The sequence below is a fragment of the Aliiroseovarius sp. xm-d-517 genome (assembly GCF_013283135.1).
Taxonomy (GTDB): Bacteria; Pseudomonadota; Alphaproteobacteria; order Rhodobacterales; family Rhodobacteraceae; genus Aliiroseovarius; species Aliiroseovarius crassostreae.
The window spans coordinates 423,011-449,648 of the sequence record NZ_WBXT01000001.1; the positions used below are offsets into that span (position 1 = coordinate 423,011).

Annotated in this window: 25 protein-coding genes; 7 read left to right on the plus strand and 18 right to left on the minus strand. The window is 59.4% G+C overall.

Features of this window, described 5'->3' with window-relative positions:
* Position 1: 1 nt before the first annotated feature.
* The gene (locus tag XMD517_RS02045) at positions 2 to 286 is read left to right on the plus strand and encodes a hypothetical protein (RefSeq protein ID WP_173488070.1); all 285 of its coding nucleotides are present in this window, start codon (positions 2 to 4) and stop codon (positions 284 to 286) included.
* A gap of 53 nt (positions 287 to 339) precedes the next feature.
* Here the strand turns inward: XMD517_RS02045 and XMD517_RS15660 are convergent, their stop codons facing one another.
* Positions 340 to 528, minus strand: a complete 189-nt coding sequence (locus XMD517_RS15660) for a hypothetical protein (protein WP_254449787.1) — start codon at positions 526 to 528, stop codon at positions 340 to 342.
* Between the two features lie 304 nt (positions 529 to 832).
* Here XMD517_RS15660 and cysE point away from each other — a divergent pair, with 304 nt between their 5' ends.
* Positions 833 to 1,636: a serine O-acetyltransferase gene (gene cysE / locus XMD517_RS02055; protein WP_173487251.1), complete on the plus strand. Its 804-nt coding sequence runs from the start codon at positions 833 to 835 to the stop codon at positions 1,634 to 1,636.
* Between the two features lie 93 nt (positions 1,637 to 1,729).
* Here the strand turns inward: cysE and XMD517_RS02060 are convergent, their stop codons facing one another.
* The 8 genes from XMD517_RS02060 to pgk all read right to left on the minus strand — a co-directional run bounded on the left by XMD517_RS02060 (position 1,730) and on the right by pgk (position 9,437).
* The gene (locus tag XMD517_RS02060; RefSeq protein WP_173487250.1) at positions 1,730 to 2,080 is read right to left on the minus strand and encodes a carboxymuconolactone decarboxylase family protein; all 351 of its coding nucleotides are present in this window, start codon (positions 2,078 to 2,080) and stop codon (positions 1,730 to 1,732) included.
* Positions 2,081 to 2,211: 131 nt separating this feature from the next.
* Complete coding sequence (locus XMD517_RS02065) at positions 2,212 to 3,516, minus strand: pyruvate dehydrogenase complex dihydrolipoamide acetyltransferase (protein WP_173487249.1); 1,305 nt, start codon at positions 3,514 to 3,516, stop codon at positions 2,212 to 2,214.
* Between the two features lie 12 nt (positions 3,517 to 3,528).
* Entirely contained in the window at positions 3,529 to 4,896 is a 1,368-nt protein-coding gene (locus XMD517_RS02070) for a pyruvate dehydrogenase complex E1 component subunit beta (protein ID WP_173487248.1), read from the minus strand.
* A 21-nt stretch (positions 4,897 to 4,917) separates the two neighbouring features.
* The gene (pdhA, locus tag XMD517_RS02075; protein ID WP_173487247.1) at positions 4,918 to 5,919 is read right to left on the minus strand and encodes a pyruvate dehydrogenase (acetyl-transferring) E1 component subunit alpha; all 1,002 of its coding nucleotides are present in this window, start codon (positions 5,917 to 5,919) and stop codon (positions 4,918 to 4,920) included.
* Between the two features lie 230 nt (positions 5,920 to 6,149).
* On the minus strand, positions 6,150 to 6,452 hold the full coding sequence (locus tag XMD517_RS02080; protein ID WP_173487382.1) for a septum formation initiator family protein: 303 nt from the start codon (positions 6,450 to 6,452) through the stop codon (positions 6,150 to 6,152).
* Positions 6,453 to 6,702: 250 nt separating this feature from the next.
* On the minus strand, positions 6,703 to 7,596 hold the full coding sequence (locus XMD517_RS02085; RefSeq protein WP_173487246.1) for a fructose bisphosphate aldolase: 894 nt from the start codon (positions 7,594 to 7,596) through the stop codon (positions 6,703 to 6,705).
* Positions 7,597 to 7,802: 206 nt separating this feature from the next.
* Complete coding sequence (hemP, locus tag XMD517_RS02090; RefSeq protein ID WP_235477694.1) at positions 7,803 to 7,937, minus strand: hemin uptake protein HemP; 135 nt, start codon at positions 7,935 to 7,937, stop codon at positions 7,803 to 7,805.
* 309 nt (positions 7,938 to 8,246) lie between these two features.
* Positions 8,247 to 9,437: a phosphoglycerate kinase gene (gene pgk / locus XMD517_RS02095; RefSeq protein WP_173487245.1), complete on the minus strand. Its 1,191-nt coding sequence runs from the start codon at positions 9,435 to 9,437 to the stop codon at positions 8,247 to 8,249.
* Positions 9,438 to 9,592: 155 nt separating this feature from the next.
* On the opposite strand from pgk, the gene XMD517_RS02100 reads away from it, so the two are divergent.
* The 3 genes from XMD517_RS02100 (at position 9,593) to XMD517_RS02110 (ending at position 11,860) form a co-directional block, all read left to right on the plus strand.
* Positions 9,593 to 10,093 (plus strand): peptidylprolyl isomerase, encoded by a 501-nt coding sequence (locus tag XMD517_RS02100; protein WP_055192707.1) that lies wholly within the window; start codon positions 9,593 to 9,595, stop codon positions 10,091 to 10,093.
* On the plus strand, positions 10,086 to 10,724 hold the full coding sequence (locus XMD517_RS02105; RefSeq protein WP_173487244.1) for a peptidylprolyl isomerase: 639 nt from the start codon (positions 10,086 to 10,088) through the stop codon (positions 10,722 to 10,724). The genes XMD517_RS02100 and XMD517_RS02105 overlap by 8 nt, the downstream gene beginning before the upstream one ends.
* A 113-nt stretch (positions 10,725 to 10,837) precedes the next feature.
* Entirely contained in the window at positions 10,838 to 11,860 is a 1,023-nt protein-coding gene (locus tag XMD517_RS02110) for a DUF3179 domain-containing protein (RefSeq protein ID WP_173487243.1), read from the plus strand.
* Positions 11,861 to 12,007: 147 nt separating this feature from the next.
* On the opposite strand, the gene trpE is transcribed toward XMD517_RS02110, so the two are convergent.
* The 4 genes from trpE to tyrS form a co-directional block, all read right to left on the minus strand.
* Positions 12,008 to 13,519, minus strand: a complete 1,512-nt coding sequence (trpE, locus tag XMD517_RS02115; protein WP_173487242.1) for an anthranilate synthase component I — start codon at positions 13,517 to 13,519, stop codon at positions 12,008 to 12,010.
* A gap of 27 nt (positions 13,520 to 13,546) precedes the next feature.
* Positions 13,547 to 15,388 carry a SurA N-terminal domain-containing protein gene (locus XMD517_RS02120; protein ID WP_173488069.1) on the minus strand — a complete coding sequence of 614 codons (1,842 nt, stop codon included), beginning with the start codon at positions 15,386 to 15,388 and terminating at the stop codon, positions 13,547 to 13,549.
* A gap of 72 nt (positions 15,389 to 15,460) precedes the next feature.
* A complete protein-coding gene (locus XMD517_RS02125; protein WP_173487240.1) occupies positions 15,461 to 16,642 on the minus strand; it encodes an aminotransferase in 1,182 nt (393 codons plus the stop codon).
* A 141-nt stretch (positions 16,643 to 16,783) separates the two neighbouring features.
* Positions 16,784 to 18,040: a tyrosine--tRNA ligase gene (gene tyrS, locus XMD517_RS02130; protein WP_173487381.1), complete on the minus strand. Its 1,257-nt coding sequence runs from the start codon at positions 18,038 to 18,040 to the stop codon at positions 16,784 to 16,786.
* 66 nt (positions 18,041 to 18,106) lie between these two features.
* On the opposite strand from tyrS, the gene XMD517_RS02135 reads away from it, so the two are divergent.
* Entirely contained in the window at positions 18,107 to 19,255 is a 1,149-nt protein-coding gene (locus XMD517_RS02135) for an anhydro-N-acetylmuramic acid kinase (RefSeq protein WP_173487239.1), read from the plus strand.
* 89 nt (positions 19,256 to 19,344) lie between these two features.
* On the opposite strand, the gene XMD517_RS02140 is transcribed toward XMD517_RS02135, so the two are convergent.
* Entirely contained in the window at positions 19,345 to 19,686 is a 342-nt protein-coding gene (locus tag XMD517_RS02140; protein WP_173487238.1) for a DUF427 domain-containing protein, read from the minus strand.
* 79 nt (positions 19,687 to 19,765) lie between these two features.
* On the minus strand, positions 19,766 to 21,559 hold the full coding sequence (locus tag XMD517_RS02145) for an aminopeptidase P family protein (protein ID WP_173487237.1): 1,794 nt from the start codon (positions 21,557 to 21,559) through the stop codon (positions 19,766 to 19,768).
* 156 nt (positions 21,560 to 21,715) lie between these two features.
* Here XMD517_RS02145 and XMD517_RS02150 point away from each other — a divergent pair, with 156 nt between their 5' ends.
* Positions 21,716 to 22,909 (plus strand): amidohydrolase, encoded by a 1,194-nt coding sequence (locus tag XMD517_RS02150; protein WP_173487236.1) that lies wholly within the window; start codon positions 21,716 to 21,718, stop codon positions 22,907 to 22,909.
* Here XMD517_RS02150 and cobT read toward each other — a convergent pair.
* The 3 genes from cobT to cobS form a co-directional block, all read right to left on the minus strand.
* Entirely contained in the window at positions 22,906 to 24,777 is a 1,872-nt protein-coding gene (gene cobT, locus XMD517_RS02155) for a cobaltochelatase subunit CobT (protein ID WP_173487235.1), read from the minus strand. The two genes, XMD517_RS02150 and cobT, sit on opposite strands and share 4 nt — an antisense overlap.
* 87 nt (positions 24,778 to 24,864) lie before the next feature.
* Entirely contained in the window at positions 24,865 to 25,320 is a 456-nt protein-coding gene (locus XMD517_RS02160) for a thermonuclease family protein (protein WP_254449786.1), read from the minus strand.
* A gap of 112 nt (positions 25,321 to 25,432) precedes the next feature.
* Positions 25,433 to 26,404, minus strand: a complete 972-nt coding sequence (cobS, locus tag XMD517_RS02165) for a cobaltochelatase subunit CobS (RefSeq protein WP_055192603.1) — start codon at positions 26,402 to 26,404, stop codon at positions 25,433 to 25,435.
* Positions 26,405 to 26,638 lie beyond the last annotated feature (234 nt).

Consider the following 26,638-nt stretch of genomic DNA (forward strand, 5'->3'; position numbering starts at 1 on the left):
CATGCGTCCTGTCCTTCCTGGTGATGTGGCCGCCGCAGCCTGTGCGCTTCTTGCGCTGCCTGCGCAGGACCGACCTGATGCCATGTTGCGCATGGTGGCGCGGGCCAATATGGCGGATCGCTACCGCTATGTGACAGGGCGTGCGCATCCGAAATGGGGCAATGGCAGCCTGGCTGCCGTTGCCCGCAAAATGCCGCGCGAACAGGAACCGTATCAGGATGATCCCGACTATTGTGATTGCATGCTGACGATCTTTGCGGCCCTGAGGACCCAACGCTGTGTCTGATATCACCCCGATGCGCAATTGACGCATCGCGTCACACAGGGATCCAGTTCCAGTCAACCGTTGGGGATATCTTCTCCGCAATCCTCGCAAAAGCCAAACGCGCCGTCTTCGATCCGATCGAGGGCGGCGTGAATGCGTTGGCGCTGGGCGTGACGTTGTGCGGCCTGAGCCTGCGCCATGGCCGGATTTTGCAACGCGTCCATGCGGGACAGGCGCCCAACGGCCGGCTGATCCAGCTCCACGACCCGTTGCCCTGTTGCCCCTCGGCCCCGAGGGCATCTTCTTGGTTCAGATCGTCCAACACCTGCAAAAACTGCGTTTTGAATTTGCTACTCATAAAGCGTTTCGGGATAAACCTGACACACATGTTTATCCCGAAACGCCCATGACATTGAAATCTTTTGCGGCGTTTCGACTTTTCCCTGTCTCAGGTGAACGTCGAAACGCTTTAAGTCATTCCTGTTTGCAATTGCCCCCATCACGGCTTTGCGTTTGGCATTCCCCGCAGAGCTGGTGTAAAACGGTTCGGTAACTTGAGGAAAAACCATGGCAGAGAAGCGCGCAATCGTGACAAAACTCGACCCAGTGTGGGACCGCATTACCGATGAGGCAAGGGCTGCAATTCAGAAAGAACCCCTGTTGGGGGGGCTGGTGGGGGCTTGTGTTCTGCATCACAAGACGCTTGAAAAAGCACTGTCCTACCGGTTTGCCGCCAAGCTCAGCTCGAATGAAATGAGCATGGTTTTGCTGCGCGAGATTGCGGATGAAGCCTATGACAGCTGTGCGGAGCTGGCAGATGCGGCACGTGCGGATGTGGCCGCGATTGTTGAGCGCGACCCGGCCTGCCACCGGATGTTGCAGCCGGTTCTTTACTTCAAGGGGTTTCAGGCGATGCAGGCCTATCGCCTGGCGCATTTCCTGTGGAATGAAGGGCGCAAGGACCTGGCCTATTTTATCCAGATGCGCTGCTCCGAGGTCTACGGCATCGACATCCATCCAGGTGCGCGCATTGGCAAAGGGATCATGATTGACCATGCCCATTCCATCGTGATTGGTGAAACCGCCGTGGTCGGGGACAATGTGTCGATGTTGCATTCCGTCACGCTGGGGGGCACCGGCAAAGAGGACGAAGACCGTCATCCGAAAATTGGCGATGGGGTTCTGATTGGGGCCGGAGCAAAGGTGCTGGGCAATATCCGCGTCGGCTGCTGCTCGCGTATCGCAGCAGGGTCCGTCGTGTTGGAGGAAGTCCCGGAAAACGTGACTGTGGCCGGTGTGCCTGCGCGTATCGTGGGCGAGGCCGGGTGCGCGCAACCGTCAATCCAGATGGATCAGACCCTCAGCCGCTGAGCTGGTGGCATCTCATGACAGATGATGAACATGACAGAAGATGAAAAGGGCGCCCGATACCGGCGCCCTTACATGTTTTAAGGCGCTCCAAGCTCAGGCCGGGACCGCAAGTTCGGACAGCTGATCAAACGCCTGCAGGGCGCGCGCGCCATACATATAAGCGGGGCCGCCCCCCATCATGATCGACACGGCAACGGTTTCTGAAATCTCTTCGCGGGTGGCGCCCGCCTTGATTGCGGCACGCACATGAAAGCCGATGCAGTCATTGCATTGCTTGGCAATCCCGATCGCAATGCATTGAAGCTCTTTCGCCTTAACCGACAGCACCCCGTCACCCATCGCGGCGCGGTGCATGGCGGCAAAGCCTTTCCCGCCATCGGGGTTGAGCTTGCGAAACTCGTCCGTGTTGGCGGTGGTGTCGGCCAGAAGGGCGGGGAAATCCATGTCTGTCTCCTGCGGATATCTTCATTCGCAAAAGAAATGGCCCAAGGGGCAGGGCGCCACCTTGAGCCAGATCAATGGATGTAATTTTTTGAATGTATCGGGTGCAGGGATCTTCCGGCACCCGATCATTTTCAGGCCAGCATGGTCAGCGGGTTTTCCAGGTTTTCGACGATGGCCTTCAGAAGGTTGGCCCCAACGGCCCCGTCAATCACCCGGTGGTCCACAGACATGGTCACGCTCATGATGGTCGCAACCGTCAGCTCGCCATCATCGCCAACCACAGGTTTTTTCACCCCGGTGCCGACCGCCAGAATGCCCGCATGGGGCGGGTTCACGATGGCGTCAAAATTGTCGATCCCGAACATGCCGAGGTTCGAGATGGCAAAGCTGCCGCCTTGATACTCATGCGGTGCCAGTTTGCGGTCACGCGCGCGCGCGGCGAGGTCTTTCATCTGGGTCGACAGGCTCGACAGCGACTTCTGATCGGCGTCCTGCAAGACCGGGGTGAACAACCCGCCCTCAATGGCCACGGCTACGGCCACGTCCGAGGCGTTCATCTGAAGCACCCGGTCGCCTGCCCAAACGGCATTGGCTTCCGGTACCTGTTGCAGGGCGTTGGCCACGGCCTTGATGATGAAATCATTGACCGACAGTTTCACGCCACGCGCTTCCAGCTGTTTGTTCAGTTGGCTGCGGAACGCGAGAAGAGCGTCGAGCTTGATGTCGCGGCGCAGGTAGAAATGCGGGATGGTCTGCTTGGCTTCCGACAGGCGGGCAGCAATGGTTTTGCGCATCCCGTCAAGCTTGACCTCCTCGAACTCACGACCCTGATACATTGCGGCCACTGCATCCGAAGACACGGAGGGGGCAGGGGCTGCGGCCGGGGCTGCCGGGGCGGATGCCGCCGGAGCTGCTGCGGGGGCCGATGCCGTTGCGCCTTCCACATCCGCCTTCACAATGCGCCCTTTCGGACCGGTGCCACTGATTTGCGTCAGATCCAGACCTTTGTCCGCCGCAATGCGTCGCGCCAGTGGCGAGGCAAAAATTCGTTTTCCATCAGCGGCTTGCGGGGCAGGGGCTGCGGGTGCAGCTGCGGCGGCAGGTGCCGATGCCTCAACCGCTGCAGGAGCGGCTTCGGCCTCGGCTGCAGCAGGCGCTGCGGGGGCGCTTGTAGCCACGTCACCGACCTCTTCGCCCTCTTCTACGAGGATTGCGATGGGCGAGTTCACCTTGACGGCCTCGGTGCCTTCCGCGACGAGGATCTTCCCGATGACACCTTCGTCCACCGCTTCGAACTCCATCGTTGCCTTGTCTGTTTCAATCTCGGCCAGAAGGTCACCGGATTGCACCGCGTCCCCTTCCTTGACCAGCCATTTTGCCAAAGTGCCTTCTTCCATCGTCGGCGACAGGGCGGGCATGAGAATTTCGGTAGCCATGTGTCGAGCTCCTTAGCGGTAAGTAACGGCTTTGACGGCCTGGATCACCTCGGCGGTGGTCACAAGCGCCAGCTTTTCAAGGTTGGCGGCGTAGGGCATGGGCACATCCTTGCCGGTCAGGTTGATCACCGGGGCATCCAGATAATCAAATGCACGTTCCATGATCGTGGCCGAGATGTGGTTGCCAATGGAGGCCACCGGCCAGCCTTCTTCCACGGTGACACAGCGGTTGGTTTTCATCACCGAATTCAGCACCGTGTCATAGTCGATCGGACGCAGGCTGCGCAGGTCGATAACCTCTGCCGAGATACCCTCTTTGGCCAGCTCATCGGCGGCTTCCAGAGCGTATTTCATGCCGATGCCAAAGCTGACAATGGTCACGTCATTGCCTTCCCGCCAGATGCGTGCCTTGCCAAAGGGGACGGTGTAATCATCCATCACCGGCACATCAAAACTCGCGCCGTAAAGCAGCTCGTTTTCCAAAAACACAACCGGGTTGTCATCACGAATGGCCGATTTCAGCATCCCCTTGGCGTCCGCCGCCGAGTAGGGCATGGCCACATGCAGGCCGGGGATCTGGGCATACCATGCGGCATAATCTTGCGAGTGCTGGGCGCCGACGCGGGCGGCAGCGCCATTTGCGCCGCGGAACACGATCGGGCAGGACATCTGGCCGCCGGACATATAGCGCGTCTTGGCGGCGGTGTTGATGATGTGGTCAATTGCCTGCATGGCAAAGTTGAAGGTCATGAACTCGACCACAGGCCGCAGACCACCCATTGCAGCCCCGGTGGCGAGGCCGGTGAAACCATGCTCGGTGATCGGTGTGTCAATCACGCGTTTGGCGCCGAACTCGTCCAGGAGCCCCTGGGACACTTTGTAAGCGCCCTGATATTCCGCAACCTCTTCCCCCATCAGAAAGACGCTGTCATCGGCGCGCATCTCTTCGGCCATCGCGTCACGCAGGGCTTCGCGCACGGTGGTGGACCGCATTTCGGTGCCGGCCGGAATTTCGGTATCAGCCGGAACCACTGGCGTGATCGGCTGGGCAGCAACCGGGGCAGCAGGGGCAGGGGCTTCAGCGGCCGGGGCCGCTTCGCTCGCAGCGGCGGGCGCGGCAATCTCATCCGCGCTTTCGCCTTCTTCCACCAGCACCGCGATGGGCGAGTTGACTTTCACCCCTTCGGTGCCTTCTTCGATCAGGATCTTGCCGATGATGCCCTCATCAACCGCTTCGAACTCCATCGTCGCCTTGTCGGTTTCGATCTCGGCCAGGATGTCACCGGACGATACGGTGTCGCCCTCTTTGACAAGCCATTTTGCCAGCGTGCCTTCCTCCATGGTCGGGGACAGGGCGGGCATCAGGATTTCAGTAGCCATGTTTCTCTCTCCTCGTCCGGCTTAGGCGTAAATGTCGGTCCACAGCTCTTCGAGAGCGGGTTCCGGGCTGGTTTTCGAAAACTCGGCAGCGTCGTTCACAACCGATTTGATGTCCTTGTCGATGGCTTTCAGCTCATCTTCCGTAGCGTGTTTGCCTTGCAGCAGAAGCTCGCGCACATGTTCGATGGCATCGCGTTCCTCACGCACTTTCTGCACTTCTTCACGGGTGCGGTACTTGGCCGGATCCGACATCGAATGGCCGCGGTAACGGTATGTTTTCATTTCCAGAATATATGGCCCATTGCCCGAGCGGCAATGTTCCGTCGCCCGCAGGCCGGCCTCTTTCACCTCCAGAACGTCCATCCCGTCCACGGCCTCACCGGGGATGCCGAATGCTTCGCCGCGGGTGTAGATTTCGGGGGTGGAGCTTGCGCGCTGCAATGAGGTGCCCATGGCGTATTGGTTGTTTTCGATCACATAGATGACCGGAAGCTGCCAAAGTGAGGCCATGTTGAAGCTTTCGTAAACCTGACCCTGGTTGGCTGCGCCATCACCGAAATAGGCAAAGGTCACGCCGCCATTTTCCAGATACTTGTCTGCAAAAGCCAGGCCGGTGCCGATCGGAACCTGTGCGCCAACAATGCCGTGGCCACCGTAGAAATGCTTTTCTTTCGAAAACATGTGCATCGAGCCGCCTTTGCCTTTCGACAGACCGCCCTCGCGGCCGGTCAGCTCTGCCATCACGCCTTTCGGATCCATGCCGCAGGCCAGCATATGTCCATGGTCACGGTAAGAGGTGATGCGCTTGTCGCCCTCGATCGCGGCGGCTTCCAGGCCGACCACAACAGCCTCCTGACCGATATATAGGTGGCAGAACCCGCCGATCAGCCCCATGCCATAGAGCTGCCCCGATTTCTCTTCGAATCGACGGATCAGAAGCATCTCGCGGTAATACTCAAGCAGCTCTTCTTTGGATGTGTTTGATTTAGCGGACTTTTTCTGGGCGCTTTTCCGGGCGGCCATGCGGCATCCTCCTCTTGGCGTCAACTCTGATTGATGCAATAGTTTAGCATTAAACTATCTATTACAGAGTTTTCCTGTTCAGGTCGACAAAAACTTGGTGTTCAGGAAGAAAGTCATGCAAAAGCGACTTGGGGTGCGCCCATCGCATGAATTTGTTTACCGGTTTGTGGAGAGTTTAGCGGAGAGGGAGGGGGATAAGTTCAGCCCCGTCGGATTTCCAGGTAGGTTGCTTAACGCAGAACCACTTCGTCAGCCCGCACCAGGCCGAGAACCGAGCGTGCTTGTTCGTCCAGCAGGTCGAGGTCAAGATAGGTGTCGGAGAGCCGTTGGGTTTTGTTGCTCAAGTTCGCAATTTGGGCCGAGAGCGCTGCGCGTTCTTGTGTGAGCGCTTGCGCCTCGGCCTCAATTTGCACGCGTCGGAAAATTCCAAAGTCGCCCTGCACGCTGGCAAAGGTGAAGTAAATGCCGAGGCCAGTGACCGCGACGAAGTAGACCACTCCACCAATTCCTGTTTTTGCGCGAGGGGCGCCCATAGGTTTCCCGCCTGTATGTACTGCCTTCATGCCCACCTCTTTTTGGGTGGTGCAAGAGGACTATGCCATAGGCGATTCGCCTTGTGAATCCCAAAAACGAATCGGTTTTGAAAAAAGTCAGACAGAGGCGGGAAGTGAGTCGCGCGGGCAACAGGAGCAATTTGAAAGCTCTGGAATGCAGGGGGCTCAATGAAAAACGCCCACGAAACTGATCGCGGGCGTTTTAGAAAAATCATTTTGGTGCAAGGGGTTAGCCTGAAATCGACGCCTGGTAGATGCTGTCGATGGTGCCTGCGATGGTGTCGTTGAACGCCTCATCAGACTGTTGGGCCGAAAGCCCCTCGGTCAGCGCGCGAGAGAAGCTGGCAATCATGCCCGAGTTCTTCGAAAGGCGGGTGTTCGCCTCCTCACGGGAATAGCCGCCGGACAGCGCCACGACGCTGGCGACGCGCGGATGATCGACCAGGGCTTTATAGTGATTTGCGGTCTCGGGCAGGGTCAGTTTGAGCATCACGGTCTGATCTTCGGGCAAGGCATCAAGCTGGGCTTTGATTTCGGCCAGAAGAAGGGCTTCGGCCTCAGCCTTGTCCGCAATCGAGATGGTCACTTCCGGCTCAATGATCGGCACCAGCCCATGGCCGATGATCTGTTTGCCCACTTCGAACTGCTGGGCCACAACCGCCTTGATGCCTTCCGCATTGGCCGCGTTGATGACCGAGCGCATTTTGGTGCCGAATACGCCTGCTTTCACAGCGCGTTCGCACAAGGCATCCAGATCTGGCATTGGTTTCATCACCTGCACGCCGTTTTCCTCATCGGCCAGACCCTTGTCGACCTTCAGGAAAGGCACAACGCCGCGTTGGTCCCACATGAAAGTGGCGGTCGGTTTTCCGTCAATCTCCCGATCCATGGTCATTTCGAACAGGATCGCGCCGATGACTTTTTCGCCGGTGAACGCAGGTGCCTGCGCAATGCGCGAGCGCATGGCGTGGATCTGGTCATACATTTCGGCGTCGTTCGAATAGGCGTCTTCTTCCACGCCGTAAAGGCGCAGAGCTTTGGGGGTGGAGCCACCCGATTGGTCGAGTGCTGCGATAAAGCCTTGGCCGGCTTTGATTTTGTCCAATTGTGCTTGGTTCGGCATGATGGTCCCGTCCGATGTCAGGGTGAAATTTTCCCCCCTTCTAGGCGAGAGACCCCAATGTTGCAATTCTGCTGGCGCTAACATTCTGTCGGGACAGTAGGGAGACGGGCAAAAATCCGGAGGCAACGTCGGATGAAACGGTTTAATGACGTTGCCCCCGGAGCCGCCAGGCCCATGTTGCGGGGAACCGGCGATTGGCTTGCGTGTTACTTGGTCAGGATCAGCTTCCCGGCACGGGTGATTGTCAGCGTGTAGATCATTCCATTGAGGGTGATCTGGGCCGTTTTGCCATTCCGGGTCAGCGAAAGGGCCTCATATTGCGGGGCTTGCGGTTTGGTCATTGCATCCAGTGAAAGGGTGCGCAGTTGGACAGTCATGTGCGATTTCCTTCAATTCGGTCGAGGAGCCATTCCGCCAGGGGAACAGGGCCGGAGGGCAGGGGGAGGTGGTGCAGGATCTCCAGTGGATCCGCGGGGATATCAGCCAGTGTCTTCATGTTCGCGCTCGTGAGAAAAATGTGTCGGCTGGCCGGGTGTCGGGTGGCTGATATAGATAACCTACTAAAATAGTCAGAAAAGAGTCAAACTGAGAATGCAAAAGAAAACCCCGCCGAAAGAGGCGGGGTTAAGTGTTTTAATTATAAGACGTTATCAGTTGGATAGAGCCGCAACACCGGGCAGTTCCTTGCCCTCCATCCACTCCAGAAACGCACCGCCAGCGGTTGAGATATAGGTGAATCGCTCGGTTGCCCCTGCTTTGTTCAGCGCGGCGACCGTGTCGCCCCCGCCCGCCACCGAGGTGAGTTTGCCGTCTGCCGACAATTCCGCTGCTTTCGCAGCCGCCGCATTGGTCGCCGCATCAAACGGTTCGATCTCAAACGCCCCAAGAGGCCCGTTCCAGATCAGGGTCTTGGCGGTTGACAGGGTGTCTGCAATTTTCGCGACGCTTTCAGGTCCCGCGTCGAGGATCATTGCGTCAGCGGGGCAGGCATCGGCGGGGACAGTTTCACTGGCAGCCCCAGCTGCAAATTCCCGCGCCACCACCACATCGCTTGGCAGGATCACTTCGCAGCCCACAGTGTCTGCCTTGGCCAGAATCTCGCGCGCGGTATCGGCCATTTCGTGTTCTGCCAGTGATTTGCCCACATCGATGCCCTGCGCGGCGAGGAACGTATTTGCCATTCCACCGCCAATGACAAGGTGGTCCACCTTGCTGACCAGATTGCCCAGAAGGTCGAGTTTGGTTGACACTTTCGCGCCGCCGACCACCGCGACAACAGGGCGTTCAGGTTGCCCCAAAGCAGCTTCAAGCGCGGAAAGCTCCGCCTGCATCAGACGTCCGGCGCAGGACGGGAGCAGCCGGGCGACCCCTTCGGTCGACCCATGCGCGCGGTGCGCCGCCGAAAAGGCATCATTGCAGTAAATATCGCCGAGGGCCGCAAGACCGGCGGCAAAAGCAGGATCGTTTTTGGTCTCAGCGGCGTGGTAGCGGGTGTTTTCCAGAAGCAAAACATCGCCCTCTTCCAGCGCGGCCACCGCTTGTTTGGCCGGACCACCAATACAGTCCTCGGCAAATTTGACCGGTCGTCCCAGCGCGGCTTCAAGGGCGGGGCGCACCACTGAAAGGCTCATATCGGGCACGCGCTCCCCTTTGGGGCGCCCGAAATGGGCCAGAAGAACAGGTTTGCCGCCTGCGGCCAGAATGTCCCTGATGGTTGGAAGGATGCGCTGGATGCGGGTGTCATCCGTGACCTTGCCATCTTTGACCGGCACGTTGATATCCACGCGCGTCAGCACCACTTTCCCTGCCAGTTCCATCTCGTCCAGCGTTTTCCAGGCCATGACACCCCTCCTTACAATCTTGTCGCCTATGCACACCATTTGTCCACTATGGTCAACGATGAATGCGGAAATTGCGCCGGATTCAGGTCGGGGTCTTTTCAACCGTTGCCGCGCAACATAGGTTGGCGGCAAATCTGAATGCAAAGGAGGCCCAGATGGCCGAATATAAAGATCCTGAAAACACGATCCTGATGGAGCTGAAAAACGGCACGGTCGTGATTGAGCTGCTGCCGGATGTGGCCCCGAAACATGCTGAGCGCATGAAAGAGCTGGCCCGCCGTGGCGAGTATGACGGTGTGGTGTTTCACCGTGTGATCGACGGGTTCATGGCCCAGACCGGGGATGTGGCCAACGGCAAAGACCCGATGAGCCTGCGTCGTGCGGGGACCGGTGGGTCGGATCTGCCGGACCTGCCGGCAGAGTTTTCGAAACTGCCGCATGATCGTGGCACCCTTGGCGCTGCGCGCTCGCAGAACCCGAACTCTGCCAACTCGCAGTTCTTCATCAACTTCAACGACAACCATTTCCTGAATGGCCAATATACCGTTTACGGCCGTGTAACCTCGGGCATGGAGCATGTGGATGCAATCACCCGTGGTGAGCCGCCCGCAGAGCCGGATGTGATGGTATCGGTCAAGGTCGCTGCAGATGTCTGATTATAGCGCCAAGGATAAGCGCGGGTTCTGGACGGCATTTCTGGCTGGCGTTCTGGTGATCGTCGGCTATGCCGCCTATACTCTGTGGCCTCAAAGTTTCGAACCCAATGCCGCCATTGCCGAAAGTGATTTTCCGAAGATCGAAATCACCGTGGCCGGAGAGGCCAACGGTCAGATCGAAGTCACCCTGCGTCCGGATCTCGCCCCGCAGCATGTGGAGCGCATCCTGACGCTGTCGCGTGAGGGGCAATATGACAATGTGGTGTTTCACCGTGTGATCGAAGGGTTCATGGCCCAGACCGGTGACGTGAAATACGGCAAAAAAGATGGCGACAAGATGGATTACGCCGGCATGGGGGGATCGGATTACCCGGATCTTCCGTCCGAGTTCTCCTCGGAAAGTTTTGCCGCCGGTGTTGTTGGCATGGCGCGGTCACAAAACCCGAACTCTGCCAACTCGCAGTTCTTCATCATGTTCAAGCCGGGTCCGTTCCTTGACGGCCAATACACCATCGTTGGTGCGGTTACCAATGGCTTTGACGTGGTTGAGGCCATCAAGAAAGGCGCAGGCCCCAACGGTCAGATCCTGGGCGATCCGGATGTGATGACCTCCGTGAAAGTGGTTGAGTAACGCCTCAGTCGCTTGCGAACACATGCCCTCAAACCCGCGTGAGCGGGTCTAGGCGGGGCCTCCTCTCTCTGTCACCATCTGTTGACCGGATGCCACGGGAAGAGGAGGCCCCGATGCGTTTACCCGTCCAGCTTATATCCCAGACCCAAATACAGTTTCACGGACGTCTGGCACTGACCATCCTGACCGTGATCCTCGGGCTTTGGGCGCAATGCCTGCGGGCCGATCCCGCGTTCTGGAAACACGAATTTCCCCAAACCGACTTTACCCGAACCAGTGTTGAGAACTGGACCGAAATCCTGTCTGGTGGTCCGGGCCGGGACGGGATCCCTGCCTTGTCTGATCCCCGATTTCTTTCCGTGCAGGACGAAACCCGTCTCGGCGCACGTGAACCCGTGATCGCGGTGGAACTCGACGGCGCGCCGGCTCGCGCCTATCCGTTGCGCTACCTGACCTGGCATGAAATCGTGAATGATGAGGTCGCCGGTCGCCCCATCGCCGTCACCTTCTGCCCGCTCTGCAATTCCGCCATGGTCTTTGATCGGCGTGTCAAAGGGCAGGAGCTCAGCTTCGGCGTGACCGGAAAGCTCAGAAATTCGGACATGGTGATGTATGACCGCGAAACCGAAAGCTGGTGGCAGCAGGCGCTTGGAACTGGGATTGTCGGCGTTCATACCGATACGCAACTTGAACAGCTTCCCTCCTGGATGGAAAGCTGGGCTGAATTTGCCGCTCGCAACCCGGATGGGAAAGTGATGGACCAACCGCAGGCGCGCCGTGCCTATGGTCGGAACCCCTATGTGGGATATGACAGCCGCACACGCCCCTATCCCTTTTTTACAGGCGAGCTTCCCCCAAACAACGTGCCCGCCCTCGCGCGGGTGGTGCGGGTCGGAGATCGCGCCTGGCCTGTTTCACGCCTTGCCAAATCTGGTGAGATTAACGAGGCAGGGATCACGATCAGCTGGGTGGGTGGTCAGGCTTCGGCGCTGGATGACGGGCGGATTGCAAATGGGCGCGACGTTGGCACCATCCGGGTGCGCGACGCCCAGGGCCGTGACCTTCCCCATGACGTGCTCTTTGCCTTCGCTTTCCATGCATTCTGGCCCGATGGGACATGGATGCTCGGCTTCTAACCCCGCGAAATTGCAGAAAAGAAAAGGCGGCCCAGATGCCAGCGCCGCCTTTTTCTTGCTTGAAATACCTCGGGGTGAGCCTCGAAGAGGTGAGGGGCAGAGCCCCTCAATCGGGGCTAAGGTGTTTCGAGTTAAAGCAGAAACCCTTTAGTTTCCCCGTGAACGGCTGAACATCCCGGCATGCTCCGCAGCCGCCCGAATGGCTTTCGACTTGTTCACGGTTTCCTGATATTCCGCCTCCGGATCACTATCATAAACAACCCCACCACCGGCCTGAATATAAAGCTTTCCATCTTTTACAATCGCCGTGCGCAGCGCGATGCACATGTCCATGTCGCCACCCGCGCTGAAATAGCCAAGGCCGCCGCCATAGATGCCACGCTTCTCCGGCTCCAGCTCGTCGATGATCTCCATCGCCCGCACTTTCGGCGCGCCTGACACAGTGCCTGCAGGCATACCCGCGAAATAGGCGTCCAATGCGTCCTTGTCTTCGTGCAGCTCTCCCACCACGTTCGAGACAATATGCATAACGTGGCTGTAGCGTTCGATGATGAACTCTTCGGTCGGACGGACGGTGCCAATCTTCGCCACGCGGCCCACGTCGTTGCGGCCCAGATCCAACAGCATCAGATGCTCGGCCAGCTCTTTCTGATCCGCCAGCAGATCCAGCTCCAGCGCCTTGTCTTCCTCGGGCGTTTTCCCGCGCGGTCGGGTTCCCGCGATCGGACGGATTGTCACCTCTCCGTCAAACACGCGCACAAGGATCTCCGGGCTGGCACCAACCACCTGGAAACCGCCGAAATTGAAGTAGAACATGAAAGGCGACGGGTTGGTCCGGCGCAGGGAGCGGTAAAGTGCAAACGGGGGCAGGGGGAAATCCTGAACCCAGCGCTGGCTGGGCACCACCTGAAAGATGTCACCGGCCCGGATATACTCCTTGGCGCGTTCTACCGCCGCCAGATAATCGTCCTTGGCAAAGTTTGATGTAAGCGGGCCCAGATCTGCCAGATCCCCAAGGTCGCGGCTTTCGCCAATCGCGGCGCGCTCCAGATCCCGCAGCGCATCCATGACGCGTTCCGCGGCCTGGGCATAGGCCGCCTTGGCGCTGAGGCCGGAGGACACAAAGGCGGGGGCAACCAGGGTCACCTCACCTTTCACCCCATCCAGAACCGCAACCACGGACGGGCGCATCATCACCGCATCCGGCAGGCCCAGGGGGTCGGGGTTCTGATCGGGCAGATGTTCCACCAACCGGATCATGTCATAGCCGAGATAGCCAAACAGCCCCGCGCTGGCGGCCGGAAGATCTGCGGGCAGGTCAATTCGGCTTTCCGCCAGAACAGTGCGGAAAGCGTCCAGCGGATTGCCCGGCATTGGTTCGTAACTGTCCCCGTCAAACCGTGCCTGACGGTTGATTTCTGACTGCTCCCCGCGCGCGCGCCAGATCAGGTCGGGTTTCATGCCCACCATCGAATAGCGGCCCCGGACCTCGCCGCCGGTGACCGATTCCAGCATGAAACTGTCCCGGCGCGCTTCGGTCAGCTTCATCATCAGGCTGACCGGTGTGTCCAGATCCGCCGCCAGCCGGGTATAGACCACCTGGTTTTTCCCGGCATTCCAACCGGCTTCAAACGCGTCGAATGACGGGGTAAGGGCCATGGGGGTTCCTCTCGATTGGGGGCGGGGTTACGGGAACTGGGCGTGGATGGCGTTGATCACGGCCCGATCAAGCGTCACCCCTGCCTGAGCTTCGAGAATGCGGGCAAAGGCATTTTCGATGTCAATGCCCAGCTCCTGACCGGTCTGCTCGGCAAATTGCGCTTTCGTCGCAACGGCCTCTTCGCTGGTCTGGTCGGCGGCGTTCACCGCATCAACACGCACCAGCACCACATCTTCGGTTCCCGGCAGAACACGCCATTCATCGGTCGTCATGGTGAAGACTTCGTTGATGAACCCGGCTGGTGCGCCGTTGATGAAGGCTTCGCGCCCCTGTTCCGTTTCCACCACCTCAGTCAGTCCAAGCGAGGACAGGCTTTCGCCCCCCTCCAGCGCCGGGATCATGCTTTCGGCCTGTGCGGCCAGCAACTCAAGGCGCTTTTGCAGGCCCCAGCCCACCAGAACCTGATCTGCCACTTCGTCCTGCGTCTGCAGGCGTGGGGCGTCGACCTTGTTGACGCGCAGCGCAAAAACGCCGCCATCGGCCATCAGCGTGATTTCGGGGAAATCTCCCTCCTGTGCAGCAAGAGCTGCCTCGCGGAAGCTTTCATAGGCGGCAATGCCGTCGCTGTTCTCTGTGGTCCAGTCGATTGTGTCGAGACGCATTTTATGGCTGCCGGCAATCTCTTCCAGGGTGGCGCCACCGGCCAGAAGATCATCCAGATCGGCAATCAGGTCGTTTACCTGCCGACGGGCCGCGTCAGAGGCCAACTCACCCTGAAGCTGTTCGCGGGCTTGCTCGAAACTGGTCTCCTGCGCGGCAAGAACAGCGTTCATGCGGAAAATTGCCGGGCCCAGGTCGCTTTCAACCGGGCCGGCTACGCCGGGGGCCGTCATGGCAAAGATCGCGTCCCCTGCCATGCCCAGCTCATCCTGCGACAGGTCCCCCAGATCGACATCGCTCAAGGTCAGTTCACGTTCAGTGACAATGTCTTCAAAACTCTTATCGCCTGCGGTGATCGCGTCCATGGCTGCCTGGGCGTCTGCCGTGCTGGAGAAGACAAGGCGTTCGACCATGCGGCGCTCGGGCACCATGAACTCGTCGATCCGCTCCTGATAAAGGGCCTCAAGGTCTTCGTCGTTCACCTCGATCCCGGTGATCAGGTCTTCCGGGTTGAGCCAGGCAAAGGTGATGTTCTTTGTCTCGGGCAGGGTGTAGGCGCTTGCGTTCGCGTCATAAAAGGCGGTCAGCTCTTCCGCAGAGGCAGCCGGAAGCGCCTCGGTCAGCGCCGACATCGGCAGGCTGGCCCAGGTGAAATCACGGGTCTCATAGTAAACACCATAAAGCGTATCGACGAAAAGCGGCGAGGCGGTGGTGCCGCTTGCCACGGCGGTCTGCAGGATCTGGCGGGCAACTTCGGCCCGCAAAGACGCTTCGAACTGCGCTGCGGTCAGGCCGGACTGCTCCAAGGCAAAATTATAGGCTTCGCGGTCAAACTGTCCGTTGATCCCCTGAAAGGCCGAGATTTCCACAATCCGCTTGCGCAGCTGGTCGTCGCCAACCGAAATGCCCAGACGAGCGGTTTCGTTTTCCAGTGCCGTGGTCGCCAGCAGGCGGCCAAGAACCTGACGGTCGAGGCCAAAGGCCTGGGCCTGCGCCAGCGGGATCTGCTGCCCGGTCTGGGCCTGGAGCGCACGCAGTTCATTGTTCAGTTCACGCGCATACCGCTGGGCGTCGATATCGGTGTCCCCCACGGTGCCAATCGACCGGCCGCCGCCGCCGAAATTGGTGGATCCAAAGCCTACAAGCCCAACCATCACGAGGCCCATGAGGCCCCAACCGAAGGTGCGCGAGATCTTACTGGTTGCCATGCTTTGCATCCTTTTTCATTCAGCTCTAAGCGGTTTTAGGTCACGCGGTCCGGATTGCCAAGCGGTGATGCGTCAGGGATGAAAATCCGTGAGCCGATCGAGAAATACGCCGATCCCATCACGGTCGATATTGGCAAAGGCCACTCGCAGCTGGCGCGCCCCGTCCGCATCACCCGCGGGCGTAAACATGGTGCCGGGAAGGGACAGAATGGCGCTTTGATCCACCAGCTTGGGGGCAAGCTGATCCGAGGGCAGGTCGAACGGGTGCTTCAGATAGGCGAAATAGGCGCCACATCCCATCAGGCTCCAGCCCTTTTGTGCCAGCGGGGCAAACCCCTCTCGCATTGCCTTGGCGCGGCTCAGGATCTCGTGTCGTTCGCCGTTGAGCCAGTCCCGAAGGTTGCGCATCCCCCAAAGGGCCGCGTGCTGGCCCAGCTGGGCGGGGCAGATTGTGATGGTGTCGAGGAATTTCTCCACCTGGGCGAGGCGTGCGGGGCTGGTGATCAGCGCGCCCACACGATGGCCGGTCAGGCGATAGGCTTTCGAGAAACTGTAAAGCTGGATCACCGTGTCGCTCCAATCCGGGTCCGCAAACAGGTCATGTGGCGCGCCGTCCCTGGAATGAAAATCCCGATAGGTTTCGTCAATGATCAGCGCAATCCCGGCGTCGCGGGCAAGGTCACGAAAGGCGGCAATCAGGGTGGGGGGATATTCGACCCCGGCCGGATTGTTCGGGGTGACCAGCACAATGGCCCGCGTCTTTTGGGTGATCAGGGCGCGGGCTGTGTCCGGGTCGGGCAGCAGATCTTCGCCGGTTTTCAGCGCAACAGCGTTGATCCCGTTCATGTCCAGCCACATTTTATGGTTGAAATACCAAGGTGTTGGCAGGATGATTTCGTCCCCTTTGCCAGCAAGTGTGCTGATGGCGGCGCAAAAGGCCTGGTTGCACCCGGAGGTGATGGCCACGTTTTCTGCGTCGATCATGCCGCCATAGGCCTGGGAAAACTGAAACGCCACTTCTTTGCGCAATGCGGGCAGGCCCAGAACTGGGCCGTAAAGATGGGCGTCGGGCAGGGTCAAAGCAGTGTCGGCAATCGCCTGACGCAGCCCTTCCGGTGGGGGATCGACCGGGGCGGCCTGGCTGACATTGATCAGGGGCAGGTCGGGGGAAAAGCTCTTGCCCGCGACCCAGCGGCGCGCCTCCATCACCGGGGGAGGAGAGGTTGCGAATAGGTTGGGATTAAGTGGCTGCATCGGATCCTCCTGCGGCTGCGCAGTGGACGGTAGCAAGCAGGGGAAGGAAGGGCAATCTGCAGATTGCGCATTGGAAGGCCGGGGGCTTTGCCCCCGGCCCCCCCCCGGATCCCCAAGGTATTTTCAGCAAGAAAAAGGGCGTTAACCCGCCAAGGTGACGAGCGCGTGCCGCTTTTTGCCTGCGGATAGTTTCATCGGCTCGGCGAGGTCGGTCGCGCTGATCATGAGGCCTGCATTTTCCAGCGGCGCGTCATTTACCTTGGCCCCGTTTTCGGCGATCAGGCGTTTGGCCTCTTTGCCGGATTTGACCAGGCCTGATTTCACAATGAGCTGCACGATGGAAATACCATCGCCAATCTCATCCGCAGAGAGGGCGACGGTGGGCAGGTCATCCCCCACGCCACCTTTTTCGAACACTTCGCGTGCGGTGGCTTCGGCGGCTTTTGCAGCCTCGGCGCCATGGGCGAGCGTGGTGACTTCATTGGCCAGCACGATCTTTGCATCATTGATGGCCTGGCCTTCCAGCGCGCCGAGGCGTTCACATTCTTCAAGCGGCAGTTCGGTATAAAGCTTGAGGAAGCGACCCACATCCGCGTCCGTGGTATTGCGCCAGAATTGCCAGAATTCGTAAGAAGACAGCATGTCCTCGTTCAGCCAGATCGCCCCGTTTTGGGATTTGCCCATTTTCTTGCCGTCTGACGTGGTCAGAAGCGGCGAGGTCAGGCCAAAGATCTGGTTGTCGAGGATGCGGCGGGTCAGGTCGATCCCGTTGACGATATTGCCCCATTGATCCGAGCCGCCCATTTGCAGAGCGCAGCCGTAGCGGCGGTTCAGCTCAAGGAAATCATAGGCTTGCAGGATCATGTAGTTAAATTCAAGGAAAGACAGGCTCTGCTCCCGATCAATCCGCGACTTTACACTTTCAAACGCCAGCATCCGGTTGACCGAGAAATGCCGTCCGATATCGCGCAGGAAATCGAGGTAGTTCAGCTCGTCCAGCCATTCGGCATTGTTCAGCATCAGCGCCTTGTTGTCGCCGTCAGTGTCATAGTCGATATATTTGGCAAAGACCTTCTTGATCCCGGCGATATTCTCGTCGATCTGCTCAGGCCCAAGCAAAGGGCGTTCATCCGCGCGGAACGAGGGGTCCCCCACCTTGGTGGTGCCACCGCCCATCAGCGTGATCGGCTTATGCCCGGTCTTTTGCAGCCAGCGCAGCATCATGATCTGAATGAGCGACCCCACATGCAGCGATTTTGCCGTGGCATCAAAGCCGATATAGGCCGGCACGACACCTTTGACCAAAGCTTCGTCCAGTGCCTGATAATCGGTGCAATCGGCCACGAAGCCGCGCTCGATCATCACACGCATGAAGTCGGATTTTGGGTGGTAGGTCATCGTTTTTCGGTCCATGTTTGTCGTTGAACCCTCCGTATAGACGGGGGCGGGCAAAAGGGGAAGAGCATGTTGAAGACACGGACAAAAGGTCCGGGCAGGGGACAGGCGATCTGGGCGCTTGGCTGCATGTCGGGGACCTCTCTGGACGGGGTGGATGGTGCGCTTGTGCTGACCGATGGCGAACGGGTTGAAGAGTTTGGACCATCGGTTTTTCTTCCTTTTGATGATGCTGAGCAGGCGCAACTGCGCGCGGTTCTTGGCGCGTGGCCGGGCGAAGAAGGTGTGGCTGAGGCGGCAGAACTGGTGGAAACGTCACATGCGATTTTGGTGTCGAAGTTGTCCTCTCATCATGTTGATATTATTGGTTTCCATGGGCAAACCCTGGCGCATGATCCACGCGGGAGGGGGACGCATCAGGTGGGTGATGGCCAGGTTCTGGCAGAGATTTCCGGTAGGCCCGTGGTCTGGGATTTTCGGTCTGCTGATGTGCTGTTGGGGGGGGAAGGCGCCCCGCTTGCGCCCTTTTACCACCATGCATTGGCACGCCATATCAAGGCAGACATGCCGTTGGTCTTTCTCAACCTGGGTGGGGTCGGAAATGTCACCTGGGTGGATCCGAATGTCGCGGATCCCGCTGCAACTGGCGCCTGCCTCGCCTTTGACACGGGGCCTGCCAATGCACCGATCAATGATGTGATGCGCGCGCGCCGGGGCCAGAGCATTGATGCCGGGGGGGCATTGGCCCAGTCTGGCGAGGTGCAGGAGGAGATTGTCGACCGGTTCCTGCAGCACCCCTATTTTCTACGCATTCCCCCCAAATCTCTTGACCGGGATGCGTTTTCTTCGCTGAAGGATCAGGTGGAGATGCTTTGTGATGCGGATGCGGTGGCGACCTTGTCGGCCTGTGTCGCTGCGGCCGTCGCCCGCGGGCTTGAGCATTGCCCCTCGACACCAGCCCGCATTCTGGTCACGGGCGGGGGGCGGCACAACGCGGCCATCATGCAAGAGTTGCGCGCGCGTTGTGAGGCGGATGTCCTGCCGGTTGAAGAGGCAGGTCTGGATGGAGATATGTTGGAGGCCCAGGCCTTTGCCTATCTTGCGGTCCGTGTGGCGCGTGGGCTGCCAACCTCCTGTCCCACGACAACGGGCGTTGAAGCGGCAGTTGGGGGGGGCGTCCTGTCCTATCCGCAAGGGGGCGGGGATCAAGAACGCTGATCTTGCATAAAAAATGGGCCCAAACAGGGCCCATTTCCGATGTGGTGTAAACGTGGTCCCCGTCTCAGGACCCGTATCAGGCCACCGTATCAGGTCCGTGCCACTGTCGCCTTATCGCCGTAAAAGGCCAGATGATCTTTCAGCGCAGCCAATTCCTCGATCGGAGAGCCATAGCTCCAACCGGCATCTTCGATCACCTTGGATTTGGTGTTGATCGAATAGTGTTTTGCTTCGCCACGATAGGGGCAGGTTGTCACGGTCTGGCTTTCATCCAGAAAGGCCATGGCGATGTCCGCGCGCGGGAAGTAGATGACCGGTTGGCTCTGACCTTCGATAACTTCAAGGGCGTTTAGGCTTTCGCCCAGCACAGCGCCCCCGGCGCGCACGGTCCATTTGCCCTCGGCCTTACGGATCTTGATGTTGTCAGTCATGTTATCCCCAATTCTTTCGGCCAAAGGGCCGATCTCGATTTGGCCCTGACTTTACCAGATTATAGATGCGTGTCGCGTGTCAAATCGGCGCGGTTGCGTCCTGTAGCCACTGATACGCGACGTCACTGAGGCGCGGTGAGAGCAATTCGCGGCACCGGGCATGGTAGGTGTTGAGCCATGCACGCTCTTCCCCCGACAGCATTTCCCGCACCACGAGCCCGGTGTCGATCGGCACATAGGTGAGGGTCTCCAGCCCGTAAAGGGCGCGCTCTTTGTCCCCACCGGGCGGGCAGACAGCCTCTTCGACCACCACCAGGTTTTCTATGCGAATGCCGAAAGCTCCATCGCGGTAATATCCGGGTTCGTTTGATAAGATCATGCCGGGTTCCAAGGGCACTTCCGAGATGTTTGAAAACCGTTGCGGCCCTTCATGGACCGACAGGAAGGCGCCAACACCATGGCCGGTGCCATGATTGAAGTCCTGATGCGCCGCCCAGAGCGGATAGCGCGCAATCGGGTCAAGATCGCGGCCGGTTCTGCCGCGGGGGAAACGGGTGCGGGACAGCGCGATCATGCCTTGTAACACACGGGTAAAACAGCGTTTTTCCTCGTCACCAACTTCGCCGACAGCCAGCGTGCGGGTGATGTCGGTGGTGCCATCGCGATACTGACCACCGCTGTCCAGAACCACCAGATCCCCGTTTTGCAGGCGGCGATTGCTGTCATGTGTTACGCGGTAATGCATGATGGCACCATTGGGGCCAGCGCCTGAGATGGTTTCGAATGAGATGTCCACGAGCTTCCCGGTCTCGCGGCGTTTTTCCTCAAGCTTTTCGACCAGATCAATTTCGGACAGGCTGGGTTTGTCCATATTGTCAAACCAGGCAAGAAATTCGACCACGGCCGCGGCGTCGCGCAGATGGGCCTTGCGGGCACCGGCCAGTTCGGTGGGGTTTTTACGTGCCTTGGGCAGGACCACGGGGTCGTCGTTCCATTCAAAGGCAATGCCTGCCTTTTCAAGATGCTGGGTGACCGCATAGGGGGCAGAGCTCTTGTCGACGCCAACCGGGCCATCCAGCGCCTTCAGGGCGGCAACAAACGCGTGTTTGGGACGCACCGAAATCCCCTCAAGCTGCGCAATTCCCTCGCGCCCCTCTTCGGTAAACAGCGTCACCTGTGCGTCATCGCCAATGATCGCAAAACCCTGCACCACCGGGATATGCTCAATATCCGTGCCACGGATGTTCAAAAGCCACGCGATGCTGTCAAGCAGGGTCAGCACCTGCGCCTTCAATCCGCGCGCCAGCAGTTCGTCGGCAATTTCGGCGCATTTGTCTGCGCTGTTCTGACCCGCAAACTCAAGCGGATGTGCGGTGATCGGAGCGGTTGGTGGCGCCGGGCGGTCCGCCCAGATCTGATCCACCAGATTGTCCACCGCCACAAGACTTAGCCCCGCAACGGCGGTATCCTTGCGCAACCGTTCGATTTCACCGCGGCTGTGCAGCCACGGATCAAACCCGATCTTCTGTCCAGACTGGGCCTTTTGTGACAACCACGGACCGGGCTGCGTCTCGGGCCAGTCGACAGGGGTGAAATGCCCCAGATCCACCTGGCTTTTCACCTGGTTGCGATAGCGCCCATCCACGAACACACCCGCGCTCTCTTTCAGCGTGATGCAGAACCCCGCCGACCCGGTAAATCCCGTCAGCCAGGCCAGCCGCCGGTCACATTCCGCAACATATTCGCCCTGATGGGCATCCGCGCGGGGAATGATGAACCCGTCCAGACCTTTCAGTGCCATGGCGCGGCGCAAACGGTCTAGGCGGGCGGGACCCTTGGAGGGATCGGCGGTGGTGTCAAAGCTTTGATACATGTGGGGTCTCTGGCGGGAATCTTTGGTCTGAAGTGGGACTGGTTTGCGCGCATACTGCCCCTGCGGCCTCGGGAGGGAAAGTGGAATATTCGGTTGACAGGTCCGCGCGCAGGCCACAGCAGTTGAATATTACGACGCAGTTTGGTGGGAAGATGAATGTATCAAATGCCTGATGAGGACCTGGTGGAACTGACCCGCTGGCGACGTGAGATGCATCGCTGGCCGGAACTCTCAGGGCAGGAGCGTGAAACCGCCCGACGGGTGGTTGAGGTGCTGACGCCTCTTGGCCCTGATCACATAGAAACCGGGCTCGGGGGGCATGGTGTGGCGGCGGTGTTTCGCGGTGCGGGCAAGATCCGGCACCGGGTGATGCTGCGCTGTGAACTGGATGGATTGCCAATTGAGGAACGCTCTGACGCGCCGCATCGTTCGCAATTCCCCGGAAGGGGACATCTGTGTGGTCATGACGGGCATATGGCCATCCTGATCGGCGTGGCCCGCACACTGGCGCGCAGGCGTTTTGAGGGGCTGGATGTGATCTTGTTGTTTCAGCCCGCAGAAGAAACCGGAGCCGGGGCAAAGGCGGTGCTCGCGGATGGGCGGCTTCAGCGCCTGGCCCCGGATTTTGCGCTGTCTTTGCACAATGTGCCCGGGCGTGTTTTGGGCGAGATTGGCCTGAAGGCCGGGCCGGTCAATTGTGCCTCGCGCGGAATGCGCGTGGCCTTCAATGGCTGCACGGCGCATGCCTCGCAACCTGAAACCGGGCGCTCGCCGGGACTGGCCATGGCAGAGGTGATTTCCGGTTTTGCCGCGATGGCGGTTGGCGCACCCTCCGACCCCGACTTCCGGATGGCGACGGTGACCCATGCCAGTCTGGGGGAGAAAACCTTTGGAATCGCCCCCGGTGCCGGGGAGGTCTGGGTGACGTTGCGCACATTGACCAATGAAGCGATGGGCGCGTTGGTTGGCGATGCAGAAGCCCTTGTGAGTGACGTGGCGAAAGCGCAGGGGCTTTCGGTGAACTGGTCTTATCAGGATGTATTTGCAGGCTGTGAAAATGATCCTGCTCTGACCGGGCAGGTGAAGGGCGCGGTGGAAAGCGCGGGATTTGTGGTTTCCGACGGTGGATTGCCGATGCGTTGGTCCGAGGATTTTGGCGTATACAGCGAAATTGCCCAAACGGTCATGCTGTTTGTGGGCAGTGGTGTGGACACGCCCGCGTTGCACAACCCGGATTACGACTTTCCAGATGCGCTGATCCGCATTGGAACCGAAGCTTTCCTTGCCAGTCTGAACGCTCTTGGACCGACACCCCCGGGGCCGACGACATCGGGGGAAGGCGAAGGTTAGCTCGCCTTCCGGATCCCCATCACCCGCGCTCGCGCCCGGGGGTCACTGTCAAACAGCGCGGCCAGCTGTTCGGTCATCGCGCCTGCCAGCTGTTCGGCATCGGTGATGGTGACGGCTCGGTCGTAATACCGGGTTACGTCATGGCCGATGCCAATCGCCAGAAGCTCAACCCGCGCCTGCTTTTCAACCATTGCAATCACGTCGCGCAGGTGTTTTTCCAAGTAATTCGCAGGGTTGACGGACAGGGTTGAATCGTCAACCGGCGCCCCATCGGAGATCACCATCAGGATTTTCCGCGCCTCGGGGCGTGCGACGATCCGGCGATGGGCCCATTCCAGCGCCTCGCCATCGATGTTTTCCTTAAGTAACCCTTCCTTCATCATCAGGCCCAGATTGTCCCTGGTCCGGCGCATCGGCGCATCCGCCTGTTTATAGATGATATGGCGCAGATCATTCAGCCGCCCCGGTTGCCCCGGGCGCCCATCAGCGAGCCATTTTTCGCGTGCCTGACCGCCTTTCCAGGCGCGGGTGGTAAAGCCCAGCACCTCAACCTTCACCCCGCAGCGTTCCAGCGTGCGGCTCAGTACGTCGGCGCAGATCGCGGCAATCGAAATCGGTCGGCCCCGCATCGAGCCGGAATTGTCCAAAAGCAGCGTCACCACCGTGTCGCGAAACTCGGTATCCTTCTCCTGCTTGAAACTAAGCGGCGTGGTCGGGTTCGCAACAACCCGCGCAAGGCGCCCCGCGTCCAGAATGCCTTCTTCCAGATCAAACAACCAGGATCGGTTCTGTTGCGCCTGCAAGCGGCGTTGCAGCTTGTTGGCCAGTCGACTCACGGCCCCTTTCAAAGGTTCCAGCTGCTGATCGAGATAGGCGCGCAGCCGTTCCAGCTCCGCCGGTTCAGCAAGCTCCTCAGCCAGGATTTCCTCGTCATGCTCGTTCAGATAGACCTCGTAATTGGGATCTGCGTCAGAGGCCGGGGCCGGGGCAGGTGGCTCGATCGGAGCCTCCCCTTCGGGCATCTCGGCATCATCGCCCATCTCATCTTCGGACATGTCGTCAATGGTAACCTGGGCCTCGGTCTGGTCCATGGTTTCATCTTGCGACTGCTCAGGCTGGGTGTCCTGCTCCTCGGAACTGTCCTCCCCCTGTTCCTGCTCTTGGTCCTCTTGCTGTTCCTGATCCTGTTCGGCGTCCTCGTCGGACTGGTCGTCCTGATCCGGATCATCGCCAAGCTGATCGCCATAACCCAGATCTTCGATCACCTGTCGGGCAAAACGCGCAAAGCCCTGCTGGTCCGACAGGGTATCCTGAAGGTCGTTCAGATGGTCGCCCGCCTGTCCTTCGATAAAGCCACGCCACAGCTCCATCACATTTGCCGCGGCAGGGGGCAGATCGCGTCCGGTGGCCAGATGGCGCACGAGGTAACCCGCGGCATCCGCGAGCGGAGCCTGTGCAGCCTCGGTGATCTGGTCATAGCCGAGACGCGCGGCATCTGATTGAATTTTAACGTCAATATTGCCCGCCGTGCCCGGCATGTCGCGCGCGCCCATCGCCTCGCATCGGGCGGTTTCCATCGCCTCGTAAAGGTCGCGCGCCATTTGGCCCGCTGGGGCGTAACGCAGGTGCATCGCGGGATCGTGATAGCGGTGCTTCATCGCAAACGCATCCGCCGTGCCGCGGGCCAACAACACCTCTTCACGGGTCATCCGGCGCGTCACCTGCGGCAGGCGCACCGCGTCATTCGTGGCCCCGGGCGGATCCACCGAATAGGTCACGGACAGATCGCCATCATCGGCCAGCGTCTTGGTCGCTTCGGCCAGCGCCTTTTTGAACGGATCAGCGGGGTTGTCGTTGGGCTTTTTCATATCGTCAAATTACGGTGTCGCCCGCGCTTTGGAAAGCCGTATTCCGACATTTTGCGATGGATTTGTGAGGCCAGTTCCGGCGGAGTATCAGCCCAGAGGCACCTGCTTGCGCCCCGCCAGGCGGTCACACCAGTTGATCCGTTTTTCGCCGTGATAGGGCACGGCGAGCCCGGCTTCGATCATGATCTCAGCCACGTCGCGCCCGTCAATATAGAGCCGCGTCAGCAGGCGACGGTATTTATCCGGGCGTCCTGTGACGGGCAAAACCTCCTGCGCATTTTCGATCAGTTTTCGCAGGTGATTGGTGGCAATTTTTCCCAGAGCCTTTTCGTCAGGGCAACGTGACCGAAAGGTCTCTGGCGTGTCAAATCCAAGCAGGCGCAGGTTCTGTTCCCGCCCATGGCAAATGGCTTTTACCGTGTCCCCATCCACCACGCGAATAATGTCGCACGAGGACGGAGGTGCCGAGGCTGCCGTCATTTTTTTCGGCTCTTCCTGACATGCCGACAGGAACAGAAAGGCCAACACCATGAGACTACGCATACCACCATCACCCGATTTTCACCCATGGCCAGTTTAGGCCGGGATTTCTGGGAAACCGTTAATGAGAAAAGAAAAAGCCCTGCAAAAACAGGGCTTTCAGGGTTAACTTGGGTTAACCAAGGCTCATGCTTGCCGCTGATTCAGGCAGTTCCTCGTCAAAACAGCGCTGATAAAACTCAGCCACGGTCTGACGTTCAAGCTCGTCACATTTGTTCAGGAACGAGAGGCGGAACGCATAGCCCACATCGCGGAAGATACGTGCATTTTCCGCCCAGTTCAGCACGGTGCGGGGGGACATGACGGTCGACAGATCGCCGTTCATGAACGCGGTGCGGGTCAGGTCCGCCACGGTGACCATCTGGCTCACGGTCTTGCGGCCGCTTTCGGTGTTCATCATCGCGTTTTTCGCCAGCACGATGTTGGTTTCTGCGTCATGCGACAGGTAGTTCAGCGTGGCGACCAGCGACCAGCGGTCCATCTGCGCCTGGTTGATCTGTTGCACGCCATGGTAAAGCCCGGTCGTGTCGCCCAGACCCACGGTGTTTGCGGTGGCAAACAGGCGGAAATTCGGGTTCGGCGTGATCACCTCGTTCTGGTCCAGCAGCGTCAGCTTGCCATCATGTTCCAGCACGCGCTGGATGACGAACATCACGTCAGCCCGGCCCGCGTCATATTCGTCGAATACGATGGCGGTCGAGTTGCGCAGCGCCCAGGGCAGGATGCCTTCCTGGAATTCGGTCACCTGCATCCCGTCTTTCAGCTTGATCGCATCCTTACCGATCAGGTCGATCCGCGAGATGTGACTGTCGAGGTTCACCCGCACACAGGGCCAGTTCAGCCGCGCCGCAACCTGTTCGATATGGGTCGATTTCCCGGTGCCGTGATAGCCCTGAACCATCACACGACGGTTGAAGGCAAACCCTGCGAGGATGGCGAGCGTGGTGTCCGGGTCGAACTTGTAGGTCGGATCCAGCTCCGGCACGCGATCAGTCCGGTCAGCAAAGCCCTTCACCGTCATATCGGTGTCGATGCCAAAGACCTCGCGAACCGAGATATCTTCGGTGGGTTTTGCATTCACATCCATCTTCGCATTCCTTCCTGAACGGTTTTGGTCCGGTATTCCGGTGCCAGCCCCGGTGTGGTGCCCGATAATCTCGTTTCGTGCAAGGGGAGCGTGGCGTATTTTTCAGCCATTGATATTGCCAGAGGATAATCGTGTGTAGGGCCACCTGAAATTTGACGGTTTGACAGCACGAGGCTTCGCATTTGGCAAAAGGGGCTGGGAAAAAAGAACGCCCTGCAGAAAATATGCAGGGCG

Bases quoted from the DNA above. Each gene is read 5' to 3' on its own strand.
- XMD517_RS02065 (WP_173487249.1), bottom strand. From the start codon at position 3,516: ATGGCTACCGAAATTCTCATGCCCGCCCTGTCGCCGACGATGGAAGAA.
- XMD517_RS02135 (WP_173487239.1), top strand. From the start codon at position 18,107: ATGTTGAAGACACGGACAAAAGGTCCGGGCAGGGGACAGGCGATCTGG.
- XMD517_RS02120 (WP_173488069.1), bottom strand. From the start codon at position 15,388: ATGGCAACCAGTAAGATCTCGCGCACCTTCGGTTGGGGCCTCATGGGC.
- hemP (WP_235477694.1), bottom strand. From the start codon at position 7,937: ATGACCAAACCGCAAGCCCCGCAATATGAGGCCCTTTCGCTGACCCGG.
- tyrS (WP_173487381.1), bottom strand. From the start codon at position 18,040: ATGACCTACCACCCAAAATCCGACTTCATGCGTGTGATGATCGAGCGC.
- XMD517_RS02085 (WP_173487246.1), bottom strand. From the start codon at position 7,596: ATGCCGAACCAAGCACAATTGGACAAAATCAAAGCCGGCCAAGGCTTT.
- cobT (WP_173487235.1), bottom strand. From the start codon at position 24,777: ATGAAAAAGCCCAACGACAACCCCGCTGATCCGTTCAAAAAGGCGCTG.
- XMD517_RS02140 (WP_173487238.1), bottom strand. From the start codon at position 19,686: ATGACTGACAACATCAAGATCCGTAAGGCCGAGGGCAAATGGACCGTG.
- XMD517_RS02105 (WP_173487244.1), top strand. From the start codon at position 10,086: ATGTCTGATTATAGCGCCAAGGATAAGCGCGGGTTCTGGACGGCATTT.
- XMD517_RS02150 (WP_173487236.1), top strand. From the start codon at position 21,716: ATGTATCAAATGCCTGATGAGGACCTGGTGGAACTGACCCGCTGGCGA.
- pdhA (WP_173487247.1), bottom strand. From the start codon at position 5,919: ATGGCCGCCCGGAAAAGCGCCCAGAAAAAGTCCGCTAAATCAAACACA.
- XMD517_RS02145 (WP_173487237.1), bottom strand. From the start codon at position 21,559: ATGTATCAAAGCTTTGACACCACCGCCGATCCCTCCAAGGGTCCCGCC.
- cysE (WP_173487251.1), top strand. From the start codon at position 833: ATGGCAGAGAAGCGCGCAATCGTGACAAAACTCGACCCAGTGTGGGAC.
- XMD517_RS02080 (WP_173487382.1), bottom strand. From the start codon at position 6,452: ATGGGCGCCCCTCGCGCAAAAACAGGAATTGGTGGAGTGGTCTACTTC.
- XMD517_RS02070 (WP_173487248.1), bottom strand. From the start codon at position 4,896: ATGGCTACTGAAATCCTGATGCCCGCCCTGTCCCCGACCATGGAGGAA.
- XMD517_RS02125 (WP_173487240.1), bottom strand. From the start codon at position 16,642: ATGCAGCCACTTAATCCCAACCTATTCGCAACCTCTCCTCCCCCGGTG.
- pgk (WP_173487245.1), bottom strand. From the start codon at position 9,437: ATGGCCTGGAAAACGCTGGACGAGATGGAACTGGCAGGGAAAGTGGTG.
- cobS (WP_055192603.1), bottom strand. From the start codon at position 26,404: ATGGATGTGAATGCAAAACCCACCGAAGATATCTCGGTTCGCGAGGTC.
- trpE (WP_173487242.1), bottom strand. From the start codon at position 13,519: ATGGCCCTTACCCCGTCATTCGACGCGTTTGAAGCCGGTTGGAATGCC.
- XMD517_RS02110 (WP_173487243.1), top strand. From the start codon at position 10,838: ATGCGTTTACCCGTCCAGCTTATATCCCAGACCCAAATACAGTTTCAC.
- XMD517_RS02045 (WP_173488070.1), top strand. From the start codon at position 2: ATGCGTCCTGTCCTTCCTGGTGATGTGGCCGCCGCAGCCTGTGCGCTT.
- XMD517_RS02100 (WP_055192707.1), top strand. From the start codon at position 9,593: ATGGCCGAATATAAAGATCCTGAAAACACGATCCTGATGGAGCTGAAA.
- XMD517_RS02060 (WP_173487250.1), bottom strand. From the start codon at position 2,080: ATGGATTTCCCCGCCCTTCTGGCCGACACCACCGCCAACACGGACGAG.
- XMD517_RS02160 (WP_254449786.1), bottom strand. From the start codon at position 25,320: ATGCGTAGTCTCATGGTGTTGGCCTTTCTGTTCCTGTCGGCATGTCAG.